Source organism: Micromonospora sp. NPDC049801 (genome assembly GCF_040656575.1).
Classification (GTDB): Bacteria; Actinomycetota; Actinomycetes; order Mycobacteriales; family Micromonosporaceae; genus Micromonospora.
The window spans coordinates 544,275-562,382 of the sequence record NZ_JBFAMS010000001.1; the positions used below are offsets into that span (position 1 = coordinate 544,275).

An 18,108-nucleotide genomic window follows, 5' to 3' on the forward strand; every position below is an offset into this window, starting at 1 on the left:
GAGTCAAGCGTCGGGCCGGGGTCAGCCCACCGGTGAGCGCCGGGGCGGGCGCGGGCCGACCAGCCGGCGGACCATCGGCGCGGCGTTCCACTTCGCCGCCCCGACCAGGTCACGAGCGTGCTCCAGGACGGTGTAGTCGGGTCGGTTCATCCCGTCGGCGATGGCCCGGTCCAGGTCGTTGCCGCACCCGCTGAGCACGGTGTCGAAGTCGCGGCGGACCGGCTCCAGCAGGTCGTAGCCGAACGACCGGTGCATCCGGGCGAACAGCGGCTTGTAGAGCCGCACCCGCTCGTGCAGACCGGAGGAGTACGACATGGGGTGCTTCGGCCGCCGCACGACGTAGTCGGGCAGCACGTCGGCGAACGCCCGCCGCACGATCCACTTCTCCTGGCCGTCGCGCACCTTCAGGTTCAGGGGCAGACGCATCGCCAGCTCCACCACGCTGAGGTCGAGGAACGGCACCCGCGCCTCCACCCCGTGAGCCATGGCGGCCCGGTCGACGCGCTGCAACTCGGTACGGCAGAGGTTGCGGATCCGGTGCAGAAACAGCCGGCGGGACGCGATCGGGTCGACCTGGCGGTACATCGGGTACCCGCCGAACAGCTCGTCGGAGCCGTCGCCGGTGAGCACCACCTTGACGCCCAGGTCGCGCAGCCGACGGAAGATCGGCACCGACACGACGGCGTTGATGATGTCGCCGTACTCGGTCAGCTCGGAGATCCGGATGGCCTCCCGGACGTCGGCCAGCCGGATGTCGCGCGGGCGCAGCTCGACCACGACGTGCGGCACGTCGAGGTCGGCGGCGAGCCGACGGGCGTACGCGACGTCGGGACTGTCCGGCACGCCGACCGTCACCGCCACGCAGTCCGGGTGGAGGTCGCGTACCTGCCGCAGCGTCAACGAGCTGTCCAGCCCGCCGGAGAGGACGACGCCGACGGTCAGGTCGGTCTCCACCCGCATCCGGATGGCGTCGGTCAGGGCGGCCCGGACGAGCAGGGTGGCCTCGTCCGGGTCGTCGATGACCGGCAGGCCCTCGCCGATGGCGAGCAGGTCGACGTACGGGCGCAGCCGCACCGGTCCGTCCGGCTCGGCCCAGCCGTGGTGACCGGGAGGCACCTCGGTGACCGGGGCATGATGCCCGACGAGCGCCTTGACCTCGGAGGCGAGGTACAGGCAGCCGGGCCGCCGGGACCAGTACAGCGGTTTCACCCCGAGCGGGTCGCGGGCCAGGTACGCCCGGCCGGTGGCGCGTTCGACGACCGCGAAGGCGTACTCGCCGCGCAGCCGGGTCACCGCCGACTCGCCCCACTGTTGGAAGGCCGCCAACAGCACCTCGGTGTCGCTCTCGGTGCGGAACACCTGCCCGAGGCGGGTGAGCTGCGCGCGCAGCTCCCGGTGGTTGAAGATCTCGCCGTTGAAACAGAGCAGCCACCGCTCGTCGGTCGAGGTCCAGGGCTGCACGGCCCGGTCGCGGTCGACGACCCGAAGCCGGCGGGTGCCGGCGAGTAGTCCGGTCTCACAGCGGGTCTCGGTGACCTCGCCGCGCGGGGCGAGGACGGCGAGCATCCGTCGGAATGTCGCCGGGTCGGCCTCGGGGCCGAGGCTGAGCGCTATGCCGCACACGGGCTCAGACCCCCATCTCGGCCTCGTACGCCCGGCGCAGGCGATGCCGGGCGGTGGGCGCGAGGCACAGGTGCCAGGCCTGCCCCTCGTCGATCACGTTCAGGTCGCCGGCCTCCTGGCGGGCCAGCAGCAGCTCCGCGAGGGCGTCGCGCGCGCCGAACCGGGTGAACCAGGCCAGCTCGACGTCGGCCGAGTAGCCGAGGCAGTGGCCGCTGGGCAGCATCGCCGCGTAACCCAGGCGGCGTAGCCGGTACTGGTGCTCGGTGCTCCGGACCAGGCTCGTCACCCACAGCGGCGGGGTGCCCGCGGGCGCGGCGGCGGCGAACTCCCGGCCCAGTTCGTTGAGTAGCGCCACCACCTCCCGGCGGGCGCGACGGAACAGCAGACCGGCGGTGCGCGGGGTCACGTCGGGGCGCAGCCGCCGGCGTAGTCCGCGCGCGGCCCGGCCCAGCACGGTCGCGGGTTGCTCCTGGTAGCGAAAGCGCAGCAGGTCCCGGCGGCGCAGCCACTCCAGGTCGACCAGTTCCGCGCTGCCGTTGACCTGGTCGTCGGTGTGGAACACGGGGGCGTCCTGCCACCACAGCACGTCGATGCGGGAGAGCAGGTAGATCCGGACCAGCGCGGTGAGGTCGCGTGCCGAGGTGCGCTCGTTCGGCTGGTAGCGGGCCATCTCCAGCAGCAGCGTCTCGCGCGCCCCGAGCAGGCCCTGCGGGGTGGCGTCGAGCACGGCCGCCAGGGCCGGTTCGCGCAGCCGCTCGTCGATGAGCACCTGACGTGCCCGGGTGCTGGTGGCGTCGGCCAGGGCCCCCACCTCGACGAGCAGGTCGGCCACGGCCGCCCGGTAGGCGGCGAGGTCGGGGGCGGCGCTGGTCGGGCGTCGGGTGGCGGCGCCGGGGGGTCGGCGGCGAGGTGGAGCGGTGGGCGACGCGGGTTGCTGTCCCGGACTACGGCTGGGCACTCGCATGACGGGTTCCCTTCTCCGGCCACGTCGCTGGGTCAATCACCCTGAAAAACACCGTAATCATCGAGACCGACGTAGACCGAACAATCCTCCGATCTCACCCAAAGAAGCCGCGGGCGCAGGTGAGGCGCCCGCGGGCCGCGCCACGACGACTGGTGTTACCGGCTCGGCCGCAGGCTTGCGGGGTGTCCGGGCGTCGTCACCGACCTGTCCCGGTGCGACTGCGCGCCATCCTGGCGGGACGGTGCGCCGCCCTGATCGGCGGGTACGCCGCCCGGACGGCCACCAGGGGTCGACGGACGCTGCTTCGCACGCGCGGTCGGTGCGCTCGGCCGGGCGGCCGGCACGCCAGCGGGCGGCCCGGTCGGATGCGTCGTCGTGGCCGGCGTGGTCGATCTCGACCCGGCCGGGTTACGGCTCGGCTTGGCGACAGCCGCCGGGGATCCCTGGCTCGTGGAGGTGGCCGGCCCGGTCCTGGAGGGCACCGGCGTGGCGCTGGTGGCGATGTCCCCGGCGGGGGACGACGGTTCGGCCGCAGGGGCGGGCGGGAGCAGCAGCCGCAACTCCTCGAGCTCCCTGCGCAGGCGAACCGCGGTCGTGTCCGCGCCCATGGTGCTCAACAGGCCCTCGGCGCGCTCCAACTGTCGGCGCGCGTCGTCGTGGCGCCCGTCGGCAAGATCCTGCCGGGCCTGCTCCAGCATCCGTCCGACCTCACGTTCGGCGACCATGGACTGCGCCCGCTCGGCGTAGACCAACTCGGTGACCGGCCACAACAGGCCGCCCGGCTCCGCGCGGCCGGCGCCGAACCAGAGACCGCCGACGACGGTGACCAGGGCCAGCGCGGCGGCAGCGTACGTGGGTCGCCTGCCACGGCGGCGCGCGACGCCGGTCGGGGCACCGGTGCGGGAACGCCGGCGGCGGCCCGTCCACGGTGGTCGGCTCGAAGCGGGCCGGTGCGCCACTGTCACCACGTCCGGCTGAGCCGCGCGTGGGGCTGCTGCCGGCGCTGCCGGTTCCGCGGTCGCCTCGAACTCCTCCGACCGCCGCACCACGTCCGCGTGCCAGTCGGCCAGGAGGGCGATGACGGCGTCGTCGTCCGGGTGACCCGGCGGCGGACGCTCGCCACGGCTGATCGCGTCGAGCAGTTGGTCAGCCTGCACGATGGGGTCCGGCGGCGTCGGCACCGGCTCGGACGCGGTCACAGGATCACCCCGGCGAGGGTGTCGCCCACGAGGGCGCGGAGCCGGGTGAGAGCGCGGTACTGCGCGAGTCGGACGGCGCCGGGCGTCTGCATCTACTCGACCTGGAAGGGCGCCGCCTACAACACCATCTCCGGCACCTCGATGGCCAGCCCGCACGTCGCGGGCGGGGCCGCGCTCTACAAGGCCACCCACCCCACCGCCACCCCGAGCGCGGTCAAGTCGGCCCTCCAGGCGGCCGGCACCACGAATTACAGCTGGCCGGCCGGCGACCCGGACGGCATCCAGGAGAAGCTGCTCAACGTCGCCACCTTCTGACCCCCCGCTGATCCGTCCCGGCCCGAGTCAGGGCCGGGACGGTTCCGTCAGCGGGGTCACCGTCCGGTCCGTACCGTCGTAGCTGCGGGCCGCGTCGAACGCGCCCGTCGGGCGCTGCCCGCCGGTCAACGCGCGGGCCATCCGCAGGTCCGCGTCGCGGAACCGCAACGCCAGGCTGAGGTGCGGCACCCACGCTCCCGGCGCGTGCCAGGGGCGGTGTCCGTCGGCCTTCTCGAGGACGTCCCAGACGGCGGCGTGCAGCGCGGTCAACGCCGGCGTGGGCCGCACGAGCCAGACCAGCGGGGCGCTGCCATCGAGCACCACCACGCGGTCGAGCGTGACCGGCACCGGCAGCGCGGCGTCGAACAGGTCGGCCAGCCGGTGCTCGACACCCGGCCCGAACTCGTCCACGGCGGCGAGGGTCAGGTGCGGCCGGTTGGTCTGGTGGGTGTTGCGGGCCAGGCTCGGCAACCCGGCCGCCGCCAGGCGATCCCAGGCGGCCCGGACCTCGGCGTCCAACCCGGCCGAGCAGACCAGTTCCACGGTACGCACGAGGCCCACGCTAGCGGGCGCCACGCCCGTCAATGACCGAGCGGTGCGGATGGCCGGCCCCGTCACGGACAGCGGGGCTGATTCCGCCTCCGAGCCGGGCCGGACGGCCAGGTCGAAGAACAGTCCGACGGCGCTGGAGCGTACCGGTTTACCGGACCCGCCATCGTCTTCCTGGGCATCACGCCATCATTGAAGCCATTCCGGACATGAGGGCGCGACTGGCCTCATCGGCCGGGGAGCAGGCAGGACGCGCGGATCAGCGTCGCTCGTCGAACCGGTTTCGCAAAGACCTGCCCGCTCCCCGCGCTCGGCGGGGCAGCCAGATCCCGCCGATCACCAGCAGGACGATCACAAGGATGAGCAGCCAGCGCATCAGAACCTCCATGTCCGGGGGGTGCAGACCGTTGTGCCCCGCCGCCGATCGCCTTCAAACACTTCGAGAGCAGATCGCCGATGGCTGCCCGGTGCACAGCGTCTTGAGGCTGTCGTGGGCACGTGGCAGGCTCATGCTCCATGATCGACGATTTCGCGAAGACGGCATGGCCAAGCCGAGTCGCGAGACGAGACTCTGCGCTGGCCCCGCGCGAAGCCGACGAAGTCTCGCCACGCCTCCGGCGCGAACGTCAGCGTCCCACCGTCACGGTCCTTCGTGTCCCAAACGAGGACGACGCCCCGAAGGTTGTCAGCGACCTCCACACACGCCCCTCCGTTGTTGCCACCCTTGGTGCTCTTGCGCCACAGCGCGTCGGTTAGGTCCATGAGGATCCCGCTTCGCTGAGCAGGTCTAAGGACTGTCCACGGGAGAGAGCTTCCCCGCGGATGCGCTCCCATCGCCGGTCAGGAGAAACAATTTCTGACTGCTGTTCGGTTATTTGCGCCTGGGCCTGCCCGTCGATGTGGTTCGTCGCCGGGGCGCGTTGCCGGCAGCCGAGCCCTTCGACGGCACGGCGACGGCCCAGTGTTGCGTGGGGTGAAGCAGAGCAAGGGCTGACGACAGGTCAGAGCCAGCCGTTGTCCCGGGCGGTCCGTACCGCCTCCGCGCGGTCGGTCGCGCCGAGCTTCTGCACGGCGGCGGAGAGGTGGTTGCGCACGGTGCCGGTGGACAGGTGCACCCGGCGGGCGATCACGGCGACCGGCGCGCCGAACTCGGCCAGCCGCAGTGTCTCCAGTTCGCGGGGCGTCAGCGGGCACGCCGGCAGCGTCAACGCGTCGGCGGCCAGGGACGGGTCGACGTACCGGCCGCCGGCATGTACCCGGCGGATCACGTCGGCGAGCGCGCCACCGGGCGAGCCCTTGGGCAGGAAGCCCCGGGCACCGGCGGTCAGCGCCTGCCGCAGGTGACCGGGCCGGCCGTGTCCGGTGAGAAGCACCACGGCGCACTCGGGTCGGACGCGGGACAGCTCGGCGGCCACCGCGATGCCGTCCAGGCCGGGCATCTCCAGGTCGACCACGGCCACGTCCGGGCGGTGGGCGAGCGTCGCGGTGACCGCTGTCGGCCCGTCGGGGGCGTGTGCCACCACCTCGATGTCCGGCTCCAGGTCGAGCAGCGCGCCGACCGCGACGCGGATGAGATCCTCGTCGTCGGCGAGCAGGACGCGGATCACGTCGCCACCGGCACGGTGGCCTCGAGGGTGAAAACGGTGTCCTCGCGGCGTACCCGCAGTTCGCCTCCGGCAGCGGCGAGCCGGTCGGCCAGGCCGCGCAGGCCATGGCTGTGCGCGTCCGGGCCCCGGTCGTCGGCACCGTCGTTGACCACCGTCATCCTGGCCACGTCGCCCTCCCGGCCGATACGGATCCGGCACCAGTCGGCCCGGCTGTGCCGCAGCACGTTCGTGCCGGCCTCGCGCAGCACCGCCGCCAGTTCGGTGGCGACGGACTGCGGCAGGTCCGCCGGCGGCGGCAGGACGGTGCACCGTACGCCGCAGGACCGCAGCACCCCCACGATCGCGGTGAGCTGTTCGTCGAGGTCGACGACGCGGTAGCCGTGCACGGTCTCGCGTACCTCGGTCAGCGCGGACGCGGCGAGTCGCTGGGCCTCGGCGGCCTCCCGACCGGCCCGCTCCGGGTCGATCGGGGCGAGGCGGGCGGCGAGTTCGGCCTTCAGGGCGATCACCGTGAGGCGATGTCCCAGGACGTCGTGCACGTCGCGGGCGAAGCGCAGCCGTTCCTCGGCGGCGGCCAGCCGGGCCTGGGCGGCCTGGCCCTGCCGCGCGTCCACCAGGAGGTCCCAGAACCAGACCTGGAAGCCGTTGAGAGCGGCGATGCCCACCCCGACCCCACCGGTCACCGCCAGGTGGCGCGCGACTGAACCGCCGGTCCATTCGGCGACGGCCACCGACACCAGCAGGACGGCGGCGGCCACCGCGAACGCGGCCCGCGGCCGGACGAGCAGCGGCGCCATACCGATCAGCGCCGCCCCGAGCCAGGCCCACGTCGGCCAGGCGCCGGCCGCCACCGGCCCCACCAGCGGAACGGTCAGCACGGCCGCCCCGGCCAGAGCCAGGTGGAAGCGGCGACGCCGGCGCGGGTCGAGCCACGGTGTCACGGCCGCGTACAGCACCGCGGTCTGGGCGAACACGAAGGCGAGGACGCCGGCCGCGCCGAGCGCCGCCCGACCCGGATCGGGCTCACGGGCGAGGCCGACCGCGGGCAGCAGGACACTCGCCCAGACGCCGGTGACGAGCGACAGCAGCGTCGCCCGGCGGGCACGGCGCAGCCGGCGGTCCGCCCGGACTGTGCCTGCCTCGCTCACCACGCGTCGATCCTAGGACCGCCCCGCGCACGCTCCACCCCTGCGAGATGTCACGGTCGGACCGTGCGGCCCGCACGAACTTCCGGTGACGGACACACCTGCCCCCTGCGCCGCGCCGACGGCAGGGTCGAGGCATGGAAGAGACACAGATGTACGCGAACACCGCACCCGTCGTACCGCTGCCCGAGCCGCTGCCGGCCACCCCGCCGGCGCCCCCGGTCCCGACGGCGACCGGGGGCGGCCGGGGATGGCTGTGGCACCTCGGCGAGATGGCGGTCGCCATGTTCGTCGGGATGCTGCTGCTCGGCCCGCTCTGGGACGCGGCCGGCACCGTGCTCGGGATCGGCGCGACGCTGGGCCGCCCGGAGGTCGCCGCGCTGGTGATGGCCACCAACATGACCATCGGCATGACCGTGTGGATGCGCTACCGAGGACACCACTGGCCCGCATGCGTCGAGATGGCCGCCGCGATGTACGTCCCGTTCCTGCTGCTGTTCGTCCCCTTCTGGACCGGTCTGCTGGACGGTGACGCACTGATGCGCGGCGGACACCTGCTGATGGTGCCGGCCATGGTGCTGGTGGCGCTGCGCCACCGGCACCACACACCGACGGCGGTACGCCACCACCCGGCCGTGGTGGCGCTCGCCCGACGCTGGCCGGCCGGCCTCGCGCTGCTGGTGACCGTCGACATGTGGGTCGACCCGGGCGTGCTCAGCCCGTGGACGATGCTGGTGTTGCCCGGCGGGTACCTGCTGATCGGCCTGGCCCGGCGGACGCTGCGCGGGCCGGGTGTGCTCGCCACCCAACTGGCCGGCCTGGCCGTCTGGGTCGCGCTGACGCTGGCGGCGGTCGCCGTTGGGGGGCGGACCGCGGCGTGGCTCGTGGCGCTGGGGTGGCTGGCACACGCCGGCTGGGACGTCATCCACCACCGCACCGGGCGGGTGGTGCCACGGGGGTACGCCGAGTTCTGCGGGGTGCTCGACGTGGTGCTGGCCGGCGTCATGATCCTGGCCATCCTCACCACGGGTGCCTGACGCGCACGGGGCGCCGGGCGTGTTGTGCCGGTCGGCGCAGCGGCCCCGACGGGGTGATGAAAGGCTTGGCACATGAGTTCCGCACCTGCACAGCACGACGCACCGACCGCCAGCGAGCCCGACGTGACCGCGTTCACGGACCTGGGGCTACGCGACGAACTGCTGGGCGCGTTGTCCGCCCTCGGCTACGAGGAGCCGACGCCCATCCAGCGGGAGGCCATCCCACCGCTGATCGAGGGTCGGGACCTGCTGGGTCAGGCCGCCACCGGCACCGGCAAGACGGCGGCGTTCGCGCTGCCGCTGCTGCACCGGATGCCGGCCCACCGCGACGGCGGGGACCCGGTGGCGCTGGTGCTGGTGCCGACCCGGGAACTGGCGGTGCAGGTGTCCGAGGCGTTCCACCGGTACGGCAAGGACCTGGGCGCACGGGTGCTGCCGATCTACGGCGGGCAGCCGATCGGCCGGCAGTTGCGGGCGCTCGACAGCGGCGTCGACGTGGTCGTGGCCACCCCCGGGCGCGCGCTGGACCACATCGCCCGGGGCACCCTGCGCCTGAGCGGCCTGGCCACCGTCGTGCTGGACGAAGCCGACGAGATGCTCGACATGGGCTTCGCCGAGGACATCGAGGCGATCCTGGAGCACGCGCCCGCCGAGCGGCAGACGGTGCTCTTCTCGGCCACCATGCCGTCGCGGATCGACGGGATGGCGCGCCAGCACCTGACCGAGCCGGTACGCATCGAGATCGGCCGGGAGCAGCCGGTGGCGGGCGAGGCGCCCCGGGTCCGGCAGAGCGCGTACATCGTGACCCGCGCGCACAAGCCGGCCGCGCTGGGCCGGGTCCTCGACGTGGAGTCGCCAACGGCGGCGATCGTGTTCTGCCGCAGCCGCGAGGAGGTGGACCGGCTCACCGAGACGATGAACGGCCGGGGTTACCGCTCCGAGGCGCTGCACGGTGGGATGAGCCAGGAACAGCGGGACCGGGTGATGGGCCGGCTGCGGGCCGGCACGGCGGATCTGCTGGTGGCGACCGACGTGGCGGCCCGTGGGCTGGACGTCGAACAGCTCACCCACGTGGTCAACTACGACGTGCCGTCGGCGCCCGAGTCGTACGTGCACCGCATCGGTCGGGTGGGTCGGGCCGGACGCGAGGGCGTGGCGATCACCCTCGCCGAGCCGCGCGAGCACCGGATGCTCAAGACCATCGAGCGGGTGACCGGCCAGCGGATCACCATCGACAAGATCCCGACCGTGGCGGACATGCGGACCCGCCGGCTGGAGCTGACGCAGGCGGCGCTGCGGGAGAGCCTGCTGGAGGACGACCTCGACCCGTACCGGGTGATCGTGGAGACGCTGACCGACGAGTTCGACCTGATGGAGGTCGCCCTCGCCGCCGTGAAGCTGGCCCACGAGGTGACGTCGCCGGGCTCCGACGACGAGGAGGAGATTCCGCAGGTTCCGGTCCGCGCCCCGCGCGAGGGTCGCCCGGAGTTCGGTGGGCGGGGCGGCGATCGACGCGGTGGTGGCCGGCCGCGCGTCGGCGGCAACACCGTCCAGGTCTTCGTCGGCCTGGGCCGGCGGGCCGGCGTACGCCCCCAGGACCTGGTCGGCGCCATCACCGGCGAGACCGGCATCCGGGGCCGGGACATCGGCTCGATCGAGATCGCGGACCGGTTCTCCCTGGTCGAGGTGCCGCAGGGCGTCGCCGACGAGGTGATCTCCGGGTTGCGCCAGAGCACGATCAAGGGCCGCAAGGCGACCGTGCGCCGCGACCGCGGACGCGACGAGCGCTGAGCTGAGCCGTCGGCGACCGCCTGGGTACGGCGGTCGCCGACGGGCCCTCACAAGGAGTACGGGCCGAAGCGTCCCCACGCCACCACGGCGGCGAGGACGAGCAGCACCGCGCAGGTGATCGCGCCCTGGATCTCCAGCCGACGCTCGGCCGCCGTGTCGCGCTTCTTCCGGTCGCGCAGGTGCACGAGGATGCCGCCGATCATGACGATGACCAGCCCGACGGCGGCCAGCGGCGTGAGGACGGTGGCGATGCCGGTGAACGCGGGCAGCACGAGCCCGAGGGCGGCGGCCACCTCGACCGCGCCGAGGGCCTTGACCTGCGACGGCGGGACCGGGTCCACCCACCGCATCATCTCGCGCAGCTTGTCCTTGGGCTGGGTCAGCTTGGCCAGGCCGGCGCCGGCGAAGACGACAGCGAGCAGGATCTGGATGATCCCGAGCACGAGATTCACGGGGTTACCTCCGGGGGCACCGCCTCGCGGCGGAGAGGTGGTCGACGCTTCGAGCGGAACACTAGCCTTCGATGCGTGGACGCCGATGACCCCCGCCGTCGACGGACGGCGGGGGTCATCGTGGTGGACTGTCAGACCGTGAAGAGCGCCGGTCCGTCCAGCGCCTGGACGTCGGCCGGGCGCAGCGCCAGCGCGAGCACGTCGGCCACGTCGGCCAGGGTGTGCACGGTCAGCGCCTCGCGCACCTCGGCCGGCAGGTCGTCCAGGTCCGGCTCGTTGCGCGCCGGGATGATCACCTCGGTGAGGCCGGCCCGGTGCGCGGCGAGCAGCTTCTGCTTCACCCCGCCGATCGGCAGCACCCGACCGGAGAGGGTCACCTCACCGGTCATCCCGAACTCGGGACGGACCGGGCGGCCGGTGACCAGCGACGCCAGGGCCGTCACCATGGTGATGCCGGCGCTCGGGCCGTCCTTGGGCACCGCGCCCGCCGGGAAGTGGACGTGGATCCGCCGCCCGGCCAGGGCGTTCGGGTCGATGCCGAGCCGCCGCCCGTTGGAGCGCAGGTACGACAGCGCGATCTGCGCCGACTCCTTCATCACGTCACCGAGTTGACCGGTCAGGGTCAGTCCCGGCTCGCCCTCCATGCTCGTCGCCTCGATGAAGAGGACGTCGCCGCCGGCGCCGGTCACCGCGAGCCCGGTGGCGACACCGGGAACCGCCGTACGTTCGGCCGACTCCGGGGTGAACTTCGGCCGCCCCAGATAGCCGCTGAGGTTGTCGGTGTCGACGCGTACCGGCGACGGGTCGGTCGCCAGCGTCACCGTCACCTTGCGCAGGATCTTGGCCAGGGCCCGTTCGAGCTGCCGGACACCGGCCTCGCGGGTGTACTCCCCCGCGATCAGCGCGAGCGCCTCGTCGGCGACGGTCACCTCGTCGTCGGTCAGCCCGGCCCGCTCCCGCTGCCGGGGCAGCAGGTGGTCGCGGGCGATGGCGACCTTCTCGTCCTCGGTGTACCCGTCCAGCATGACCAGCTCCATCCGGTCCAGCAGCGGGCCGGGGATGGACTCCACCACGTTGGCGGTGGCGAGGAAGAGCACGTCGGACAGGTCCAGGTCGACTTCCAGGTAGTGGTCCCGGAAGGTGTGGTTCTGGGCCGGGTCGAGCACCTCCAGCAGGGCGGCGGCCGGGTCACCGGCGTAGCCGGCGGCCAGCTTGTCCACCTCGTCGAGGAGCACGACCGGGTTCATCGAGCCGGCTTCGCGCAGGGCCCGGACGATCCGACCGGGCAGCGCGCCCACGTAGGTGCGCCGGTGACCGCGGATCTCCGCCTCGTCGCGGACGCCGCCGAGCGACACCCGGACGAAGTTACGCCCGAGGGCCCGCGCCACGGACTCGCCGAGGCTGGTCTTGCCGACCCCGGGAGGGCCGGCGAGGGCGAGCACCGCGCCGGAGCCGCGACCGCCGACCACGCCGAGGTTGCGCTCGGCACGCCGGTTCCGCACGGCCAGGTACTCCAGGATGCGGTCCTTCACGTCGGACAGACCGGCGTGGTCGGCGTCGAGCACCTCCCGGGCCGCGGCCAGGTCGGTGTTGTCCTGGGTACGCGTGCTCCACGGCATCTCGAGCACGGTGTCCAGCCAGGTTCGGATCCAGCCCGCCTCCGGGGAGGCGTCACTGGCCCGCTCGAGCTTGCCGACCTCGCGCAGGGCCGCCTCGCGGACCTTGTCGGGCAGCTCGGCGCTCTCCACCCGGGAGCGGTAGTCGGCGGAGCCGTCCGGCTCGTCCTCGCCCAGTTCCTTGCGGATCGCGGCGAGCTGCTGGCGCAGCAGGAACTCCCGCTGCGACTTCTCCAGGCCCTCGCGGACGTCGCTGTTGATCTGCTCGGTGACCTCCTGCTCGGCCAGGTAGTCCTTCACCCAGCCGACCAGCAGCTCCAGCCGGGCGGTGACGTCCGGCGCGGCGAGCAGCTCGGTCTTCTGCTCCAGGGTCAACCACGGCGCGTAGCCCGCCGAGTCGGCCAGCTCGGAGAGGTCGGTCATCCGCTCCACGGCGTCGATGACCTGCCAGGCGCCCCGCTGCTGGAGCACGGAGGTGACCAGGGCGCGGTACTCGCGGGCGAGCTCACGTGCGCGGCCGGCGGGAGCGGGTTCGTCGAGTTCGGTCGCCTCGACCCAGAGCGCCGCGCCGGGACCGGGCACGCCGGAGCCGATGCGCGCGCGGGACAGGCCACGGACGACGGCGGCGGGCTCACCGTCGGGGAGCCGGCCGACCTTCTCGATGGTGGCGACCACGCCGATCGGGCCGTACTCGCCGTCGATCCGCGGGACGGCCAGCAGCTTGCGGTCGCCGGTTGTCCGCGCCGCGTCGATGGCGGCCTGGGTGGTCGGGTCGAGGGTCACCGGGATGACCATGCCGGGCAGCAGCACGGCGTCGGTCAGGGGCAGTACCGGAAGAGTTGCCATCGAACACCTGCTATCCATTGAGTTGAGCGTGTCTCACTCAAGTAACAAAGCGTTCCCCTTGTTCCGGCGTGTGACCCAGGCCACTGTCCGGAGCCCGGCGGCGAGCCGGCAGCAGCAGCAGCTCGCGAACCGCCCGGCCGCCCCCGGCCATCGCTACGGCCACGGGGATGGCCAGGCTGGTCAGCGCCAGCGCGAGGACCACCCGGGCAGGCAGTCCGACCCCGACGGCGAGCGCGGTCAGCACCGTGCAGACGGCCAACTTCACCCGGGTACGCGACAGCGGGACCGCTGCGGACTCGCGGGCGGGCGCGACGACAGACATACGCTTCTCCTCGTCTTCTCCGGTGAGCGGGCGGTCTCGTCGGGCCGCCCGTGCGGGACCCGGACGACCCGACGGGACGAGCTCAGGTGAGCCTGCTCTTGACGGTGTTCACGACGCCGCCGGCCGGGTCCGGGTTGGTGCCGTAGAGCCGCGGGTCACCGGGCGGCAGCACCGGCTCGGGGGCGTTCGCGCGCGGGTTGTCGTCGTACCGGAACTCGCCCCTGCCGTCCGGCGCGGGCCCGGACGCCCACCGCCGCTGGGCGGCGTCGGCGCCCGAGGAGAAGCCCAGGTAGGTGTAGCCGAACTCGTCGGTGAACTCCGCCGAGTCCGGAAAGGCCTCCGGCACCGGCATCTCCTCCAGGCCGTCCTCCTTGAGCTGCTCGATGGCCGCCAGCCAGATGTTCTGGTGCATGGTGTCGCGGGCCAGCAGGAAGCGCAGCATCTGCTTGACCCCGGGGTCGTCGGTCATGTTGAACAGCCGGGCGACCTGCAACCGGCCCTGCGCCTCGGCGGTGACGTTGAGCTGGAAGTCGGCCAGGAGGTTGCCGCTCGCGGTGACGTACGAGCCGTTCCAGGGCACCCCGCTGGCGTCGACGGGCAGCGCCCCGCCCCCGCCGTGGATGAAGTGCGCCGGGTTTGACCCGGCGTAGACCGCCCCGCCCCCGGGGTTGTCCGCGACGGCCTCCGACAGCGTCAGCGGGGCGCTGTCCAGCAACCGGCTGATCATCGTCACGATCATCTCGACGTGGCCGACCTCCTCGGTGCCGACGTCGAGCAGCAGGTCCTTGTACTTACCGGGGAGTCGGCAGTTCCAGCCCTGGAAAAGGTACTGGTTGGCGACGGTCATCTCGCCCCACTTGCCACCCAGCACCTCCTGCAGACGGCGGGCGAACGCGGCGTCCGGAGCGTCCGGCTTGGCCTCGAACTGCAGGTCTTTGACGTGGCTGAACATCCGACCTCCTCGGCACCGGGTTGCTGGCGCCAAGGACGATTCCCATCCCGCTGACCCGGCCGGGCCAATGCGTGTCCCGCACGGGTCAGCGCAGCGGTCCGACCGCCGGCAGCAGCACCTCCAGCGCCACGCCCCGCGGGCGCAACCGGTGCGCCCGCAGCGCTCCCCCGTCGGCGGCCACCAGGTGCCGCACGATCCACAACCCCAGCCCGGACATGCCGACCACGGGGGCCGGACGGCGCAGCGCCACCAGCAGCCCGTCGTCCACCCGCCCCTCGTTGGTGACCACGATGCTCAGGCCGGGGCCGCGCAGCGCGGCGTAGAGCCCGACCCGCCCGTTCGCCGGCCCGTGCCGCAGCGCGTTCTCCACCAGGTTTCCCAGCACCTGCCGGGTGCGGCCGGCCGGTACCGGCCAGCAGGCCGCCCGTCGGGTGGCGCGGACCCGACGCCGGCCCGCCGGCACGAACGCGGCCGCCTCACGCAGGAGGCCGGCCAGGGGCACGGTCGCTTCCGGTTGGGCCACCGGCGTCAGCGCGCCGGCGCCGGCCGTCGCGTCGCGGAGCAGGCCCTGCAGATGGACGGCCTGGTCGCGGGCCAGCGCGATGACCGCCCGCCGGTCAGCGCCGGTCAGCGGCCGGTGGTCATCGGCCAGCGCCCGGGTCAACGACGTCAGCGCGCTGACCGGGGTACGGAACTCGTGACACAACACCCGCAGCAGCAGGTCCGCGTCGACCTCCGGGGACGGTGGGATGCCCGGTCCGGACCCGGCGCGTCGCAATCCTCGCAACCGGCCCTGCCACCCCTGGCGTGCGCGCATCCATCCGACTCCCCCCGATCGGTGCATACCCGCATGATCGGTACCCGCTGGGGAACGGCCCAGACATGCCGGACGCCCCCAACCTCAGACTCGCTGTCGTGGACGATCACCCCCTGTTCGTCCGTGGCTTGGAGCTGCTGCTTCCGGTGACCACCGACGGACGCGCCGAGGTGGTCGGCTCGACCGGGGACGCCGCCGCGGCGGCCGGCATGATCAGTCGTTGCCATCCCGACCTCGCGCTGGTCGACCTGCACATGCCACCACCCGGCGGCGTCCGGGCGGTGGCCGCCATCCGGCGGACCACCCCCCGCGTACGGGTGGTCGCCATGTCCGGCTCGACCGACCCAGCGCCCGCACTGGAGGCGCTGCGGGCCGGCGCGGAGGGATTTCTGCCGAAGACCAGCGAACCGGAGGAGCTGCTACCCCCGCTGCTGGCCATCCTCGACGGCTGGGCAGTCCTGCCGGCGGAACTGCTGCGCGCCCTCCTCGGACCCGCCCGGACGGCGTCCGTCGACCTCGACGCCGAGGAGCGCCGTCTGCTGCGGGCGATCGCGATCGGGCGCAGCACCGTCGACATCGCCGAGGAACTGCACGTGTCGGAACGGACGGTGAAACGAATGACCGCCGCTCTGCTGCGCAAGCTGCGGGTCGCCAACCGGGCGGAGGCGGCGGCGGTCGCCGGCCACGCCGGTCTGCTCACCGATTGACACCGCACCGGGACCTGCGATTACGGCCAGTTCGCTGTTTTGTGGCCCACTCAATCGCGACGCGCCGAAATGAATGGCACGCACATTGTTGCGGATTCCCCGGGTGATAGGTCAGACTTTGGAAACATCCCGCCACACACAGGGAGTAATCGGCAATGGCGAGAAAAGTAATCACGGTGCTGACCGACGACCTCGACGGCGGGAAGGCCGATCGGACGGTCGAGTTCAGTCTCGACGGCGTCGCGTACACCATCGACGTCTCGGACGAGAATGCGGGTGTCCTGCGTAAGGCGCTGGACCCATACATCAATGCGGGCCGGCGGATCGGCCGAGGCCCGGCGGAGAACGCGCGGGCAGTTCGGCGGCCGGGGCGACCCACCGGCGCGGGAATGGACCGCGAACAAAACCGGGCGATCCGGGAATGGGCCGTCAAGAACGGCTACAAGATTTCCGAGCGGGGCCGGATCCCGGTCGAGGTCGTCGAGGCGTACAAGAACCGCTGACGCACGGCACAGCGACGGGGTCCCGCCAAAACGGCGGGACCCCGTCGCTGTGTGCGCGGCCGGCCACCCGGGGTGCTGTCCACCCGGGTGGCCGGCCGCTCATCGACCGGTCAGTTGACGGTGACGCGGATCGAGTCGAACGCCGGGGTCTGGTTGGCCCGCTCCATCATGGGCAGACGGTGCGAGCCGTCACCGGCCCAGACCGAGCACTGCGCGGTGCCCGACTCCGGCAGACCCGGGATCTGGATGGTCACCTCGTCCGGCTGGGCGCCACCGCGGCCGTCCTCGGTGGCGACGAAGAACGCCGGCACCTCCTGCGGCTCGGGCGGCGCGGTCAGGCTGTCCAGCATCCGGCAGGCGGTGTGGAAGTGACCCCGGACCAGGCCCTGGGCGTTGAGCAGCGAGCTCTCCACGTAGTAGCCACCCTGGCCGGCCGCCAGGAACCGGTCCCGGACCAGGTTCTTGGTGCTGACCCGCAGGGTGAAGGGCTGGTTGCGGCCGACCTGCTGCGGGAACTGGGTGATCAGCAGCGACGGGTTGTTGGCGGCGGCGCCGACCTCACCGAACTCGGTGCTCACGCAACGGTTGCCGAGCTGGAAACCGTTGTGCGGCTCCAACTTGCTCTCGTCGCAGTTGTTGGCCAGCACACCGAGGCCAGCGCCGGGAGCGTTGCCGCCGTTGTTGCCACCGCCGTTGTTCCCACCGCCGGTGTTGCCACCGCCGTTGTTCCCACCGTTGTTGGTACCGCCGCCGGTGTTCCCACCATTGTTGCCGCCACCGTTGTTGTTACCGGTCGGCTGCACCTGACACTGGGCGAGTTGCGCCAGGCCCTGCGGGCGGGGCCCGACCCGGTCGATGGCGGTCGTGATGCGGTCCAGCACCGCCTTACGCTTGTCGGCCAACGGCCGCAGAATCGCGTTGTCGATGAACGCCTTACCCTTGTTGCCCTCGGCGGCGAGCCGGCGGTCGGCCTCGGCGATCTGGGTCTGCAACTGCGCGAGGTTACGGTCGACCTCGGCACGCGCCCGCTCCGGCACCTGCGGCAGCTTGGACAGAACATCCGGACAGGCGATGGCCGAGCCGGTGCCGACCGTGCCGTCCTTACCGTCCTCGCACTCCGCGACCGACTCCTGACCGTCACCCCAGTGGTTGCGCACCCACCGACCGTTCTGCCACGTACGGCTGGTCGAGGTGCCGCTCGGCGCGGTCGAGCCGGGGCTCGGTTCCACGCATTGCCCGGCGACGGGCCGGGGCTTGTTCGTCCGCCGGTCCTGGGCCGACGAAATCTGGGTGACGGCGACTACTCCACCGAAGACCACCAGCGTGCCGACAACGGCCAGCAGACGCTTGCTCCGCGCGATGCCGGGTGACCGGCGCGCCCGAGTGGACCTGCGCATCGAATTGCTCTCCTTCTCGATCCGGTAGTGGATTCCTGCCCTCGGCGGACCGACGGATGTGAGATGGCACGCCACGGTGGCGGCCACCGCGACCTACCCGGTAACGTGTCGACGGCCGACGATGCCCTTTCCGCACCGTCGCCCGCGCCCGATCGACGCGGTTGGGGAGATCCTCTTCATTCGCGCAGGAGTACGGGACGGCGACGGGGAAGGTTCAACCACCCCACAGAAAAATGCTCGGCACCCGAACGGATCGGGAGCCGAGC

General features: G+C 72.7%; 17 protein-coding genes and 3 pseudogenes. 5 read left to right on the plus strand and 15 right to left on the minus strand.

The genetic code is table 11. The features are described from left to right. Positions 1-21 precede the first annotated feature (21 nt). From AB0I89_RS02585 to AB0I89_RS02595, 3 genes are all read right to left on the minus strand, one after another. Positions 22-1,623 (minus strand): asparagine synthase-related protein, encoded by a 1,602-nt coding sequence (locus AB0I89_RS02585; RefSeq protein WP_357118914.1) that lies wholly within the window; start codon positions 1,621-1,623, stop codon positions 22-24. 4 nt (positions 1,624-1,627) lie between these two features. Next, a complete protein-coding gene (locus AB0I89_RS02590) occupies positions 1,628-2,587 on the minus strand; it encodes a DUF5715 family protein (protein WP_357118917.1) in 960 nt (319 codons plus the stop codon). Positions 2,588-2,742: 155 nt separating this feature from the next. Further along, positions 2,743-3,786, minus strand: a complete 1,044-nt coding sequence (locus AB0I89_RS02595; RefSeq protein WP_357118920.1) for an anti-sigma-D factor RsdA — start codon at positions 3,784-3,786, stop codon at positions 2,743-2,745. Positions 3,787-3,861: 75 nt separating this feature from the next. On the opposite strand from AB0I89_RS02595, the pseudogene AB0I89_RS02600 reads away from it, so the two are divergent. Then, positions 3,862-4,101 (plus strand): annotated as a pseudogene (locus tag AB0I89_RS02600) (S8 family serine peptidase); the annotation flags it as partial. Between the two features lie 27 nt (positions 4,102-4,128). Here AB0I89_RS02600 and AB0I89_RS02605 read toward each other — a convergent pair. The 6 genes and pseudogenes from AB0I89_RS02605 to AB0I89_RS02630 form a co-directional block, all read right to left on the minus strand. Continuing rightward, positions 4,129-4,653 carry a 2'-5' RNA ligase family protein gene (locus AB0I89_RS02605; RefSeq protein ID WP_357118923.1) on the minus strand — a complete coding sequence of 175 codons (525 nt, stop codon included), beginning with the start codon at positions 4,651-4,653 and terminating at the stop codon, positions 4,129-4,131. A 256-nt stretch (positions 4,654-4,909) separates the two neighbouring features. Then, positions 4,910-5,026 (minus strand): twin-arginine translocase TatA/TatE family subunit, encoded by a 117-nt coding sequence (locus AB0I89_RS02610; protein WP_357118926.1) that lies wholly within the window; start codon positions 5,024-5,026, stop codon positions 4,910-4,912. Between the two features lie 206 nt (positions 5,027-5,232). Next, positions 5,233-5,412: pseudogene (locus AB0I89_RS02615) on the minus strand (DUF397 domain-containing protein); the annotation flags it as partial. Beyond that, positions 5,403-5,552: pseudogene (locus tag AB0I89_RS02620) on the minus strand (XRE family transcriptional regulator); the annotation flags it as partial. The pseudogenes AB0I89_RS02615 and AB0I89_RS02620, both read right to left, overlap by 10 nt. Positions 5,553-5,651: 99 nt before the next feature. Next, positions 5,652-6,257 (minus strand): response regulator transcription factor, encoded by a 606-nt coding sequence (locus AB0I89_RS02625; protein ID WP_357118929.1) that lies wholly within the window; start codon positions 6,255-6,257, stop codon positions 5,652-5,654. Then, on the minus strand, positions 6,254-7,408 hold the full coding sequence (locus AB0I89_RS02630) for a histidine kinase (protein WP_357118932.1): 1,155 nt from the start codon (positions 7,406-7,408) through the stop codon (positions 6,254-6,256). Before AB0I89_RS02630 ends, AB0I89_RS02625 begins: the two co-directional genes overlap by 4 nt. A 131-nt stretch (positions 7,409-7,539) precedes the next feature. Here AB0I89_RS02630 and AB0I89_RS02635 point away from each other — a divergent pair, with 131 nt between their 5' ends. After that, positions 7,540-8,439 carry a DUF6010 family protein gene (locus tag AB0I89_RS02635; protein WP_357118935.1) on the plus strand — a complete coding sequence of 300 codons (900 nt, stop codon included), beginning with the start codon at positions 7,540-7,542 and terminating at the stop codon, positions 8,437-8,439. A gap of 72 nt (positions 8,440-8,511) precedes the next feature. After that, positions 8,512-10,230, plus strand: coding sequence for a DEAD/DEAH box helicase (locus tag AB0I89_RS02640; protein WP_357118938.1), 1,719 nt, complete (start codon positions 8,512-8,514; stop codon positions 10,228-10,230). Positions 10,231-10,277: 47 nt separating this feature from the next. Here the strand turns inward: AB0I89_RS02640 and AB0I89_RS02645 are convergent, their stop codons facing one another. The 5 genes from AB0I89_RS02645 to AB0I89_RS02665 form a co-directional block, all read right to left on the minus strand. After that, a complete protein-coding gene (locus AB0I89_RS02645) occupies positions 10,278-10,682 on the minus strand; it encodes a DoxX family protein (RefSeq protein ID WP_357118941.1) in 405 nt (134 codons plus the stop codon). A gap of 131 nt (positions 10,683-10,813) precedes the next feature. After that, positions 10,814-13,144, minus strand: coding sequence for an endopeptidase La (gene lon / locus AB0I89_RS02650; RefSeq protein ID WP_357118944.1), 2,331 nt, complete (start codon positions 13,142-13,144; stop codon positions 10,814-10,816). 37 nt (positions 13,145-13,181) lie between these two features. Then, on the minus strand, positions 13,182-13,466 hold the full coding sequence (locus AB0I89_RS02655; RefSeq protein ID WP_357118947.1) for a hypothetical protein: 285 nt from the start codon (positions 13,464-13,466) through the stop codon (positions 13,182-13,184). An 82-nt stretch (positions 13,467-13,548) separates the two neighbouring features. Further along, on the minus strand, positions 13,549-14,418 hold the full coding sequence (locus AB0I89_RS02660; RefSeq protein ID WP_357118949.1) for a manganese catalase family protein: 870 nt from the start codon (positions 14,416-14,418) through the stop codon (positions 13,549-13,551). Positions 14,419-14,503: 85 nt separating this feature from the next. Then, a complete protein-coding gene (locus tag AB0I89_RS02665) occupies positions 14,504-15,235 on the minus strand; it encodes a HAMP domain-containing sensor histidine kinase (protein WP_357118952.1) in 732 nt (243 codons plus the stop codon). 98 nt (positions 15,236-15,333) lie between these two features. Here AB0I89_RS02665 and AB0I89_RS02670 point away from each other — a divergent pair, with 98 nt between their 5' ends. Both AB0I89_RS02670 and AB0I89_RS02675 read left to right on the plus strand, forming a co-directional pair. Next, positions 15,334-15,942 carry a response regulator transcription factor gene (locus AB0I89_RS02670; protein WP_357118955.1) on the plus strand — a complete coding sequence of 203 codons (609 nt, stop codon included), beginning with the start codon at positions 15,334-15,336 and terminating at the stop codon, positions 15,940-15,942. A 155-nt stretch (positions 15,943-16,097) separates the two neighbouring features. Continuing rightward, entirely contained in the window at positions 16,098-16,445 is a 348-nt protein-coding gene (locus AB0I89_RS02675; RefSeq protein WP_357118958.1) for an Lsr2 family protein, read from the plus strand. 110 nt (positions 16,446-16,555) lie between these two features. Here AB0I89_RS02675 and AB0I89_RS02680 read toward each other — a convergent pair whose 3' ends face one another. Further along, the gene (locus tag AB0I89_RS02680) at positions 16,556-17,842 is read right to left on the minus strand and encodes a hypothetical protein (RefSeq protein ID WP_357118961.1); all 1,287 of its coding nucleotides are present in this window, start codon (positions 17,840-17,842) and stop codon (positions 16,556-16,558) included. Between the last annotated feature and the right edge of the window lie 266 nt (positions 17,843-18,108).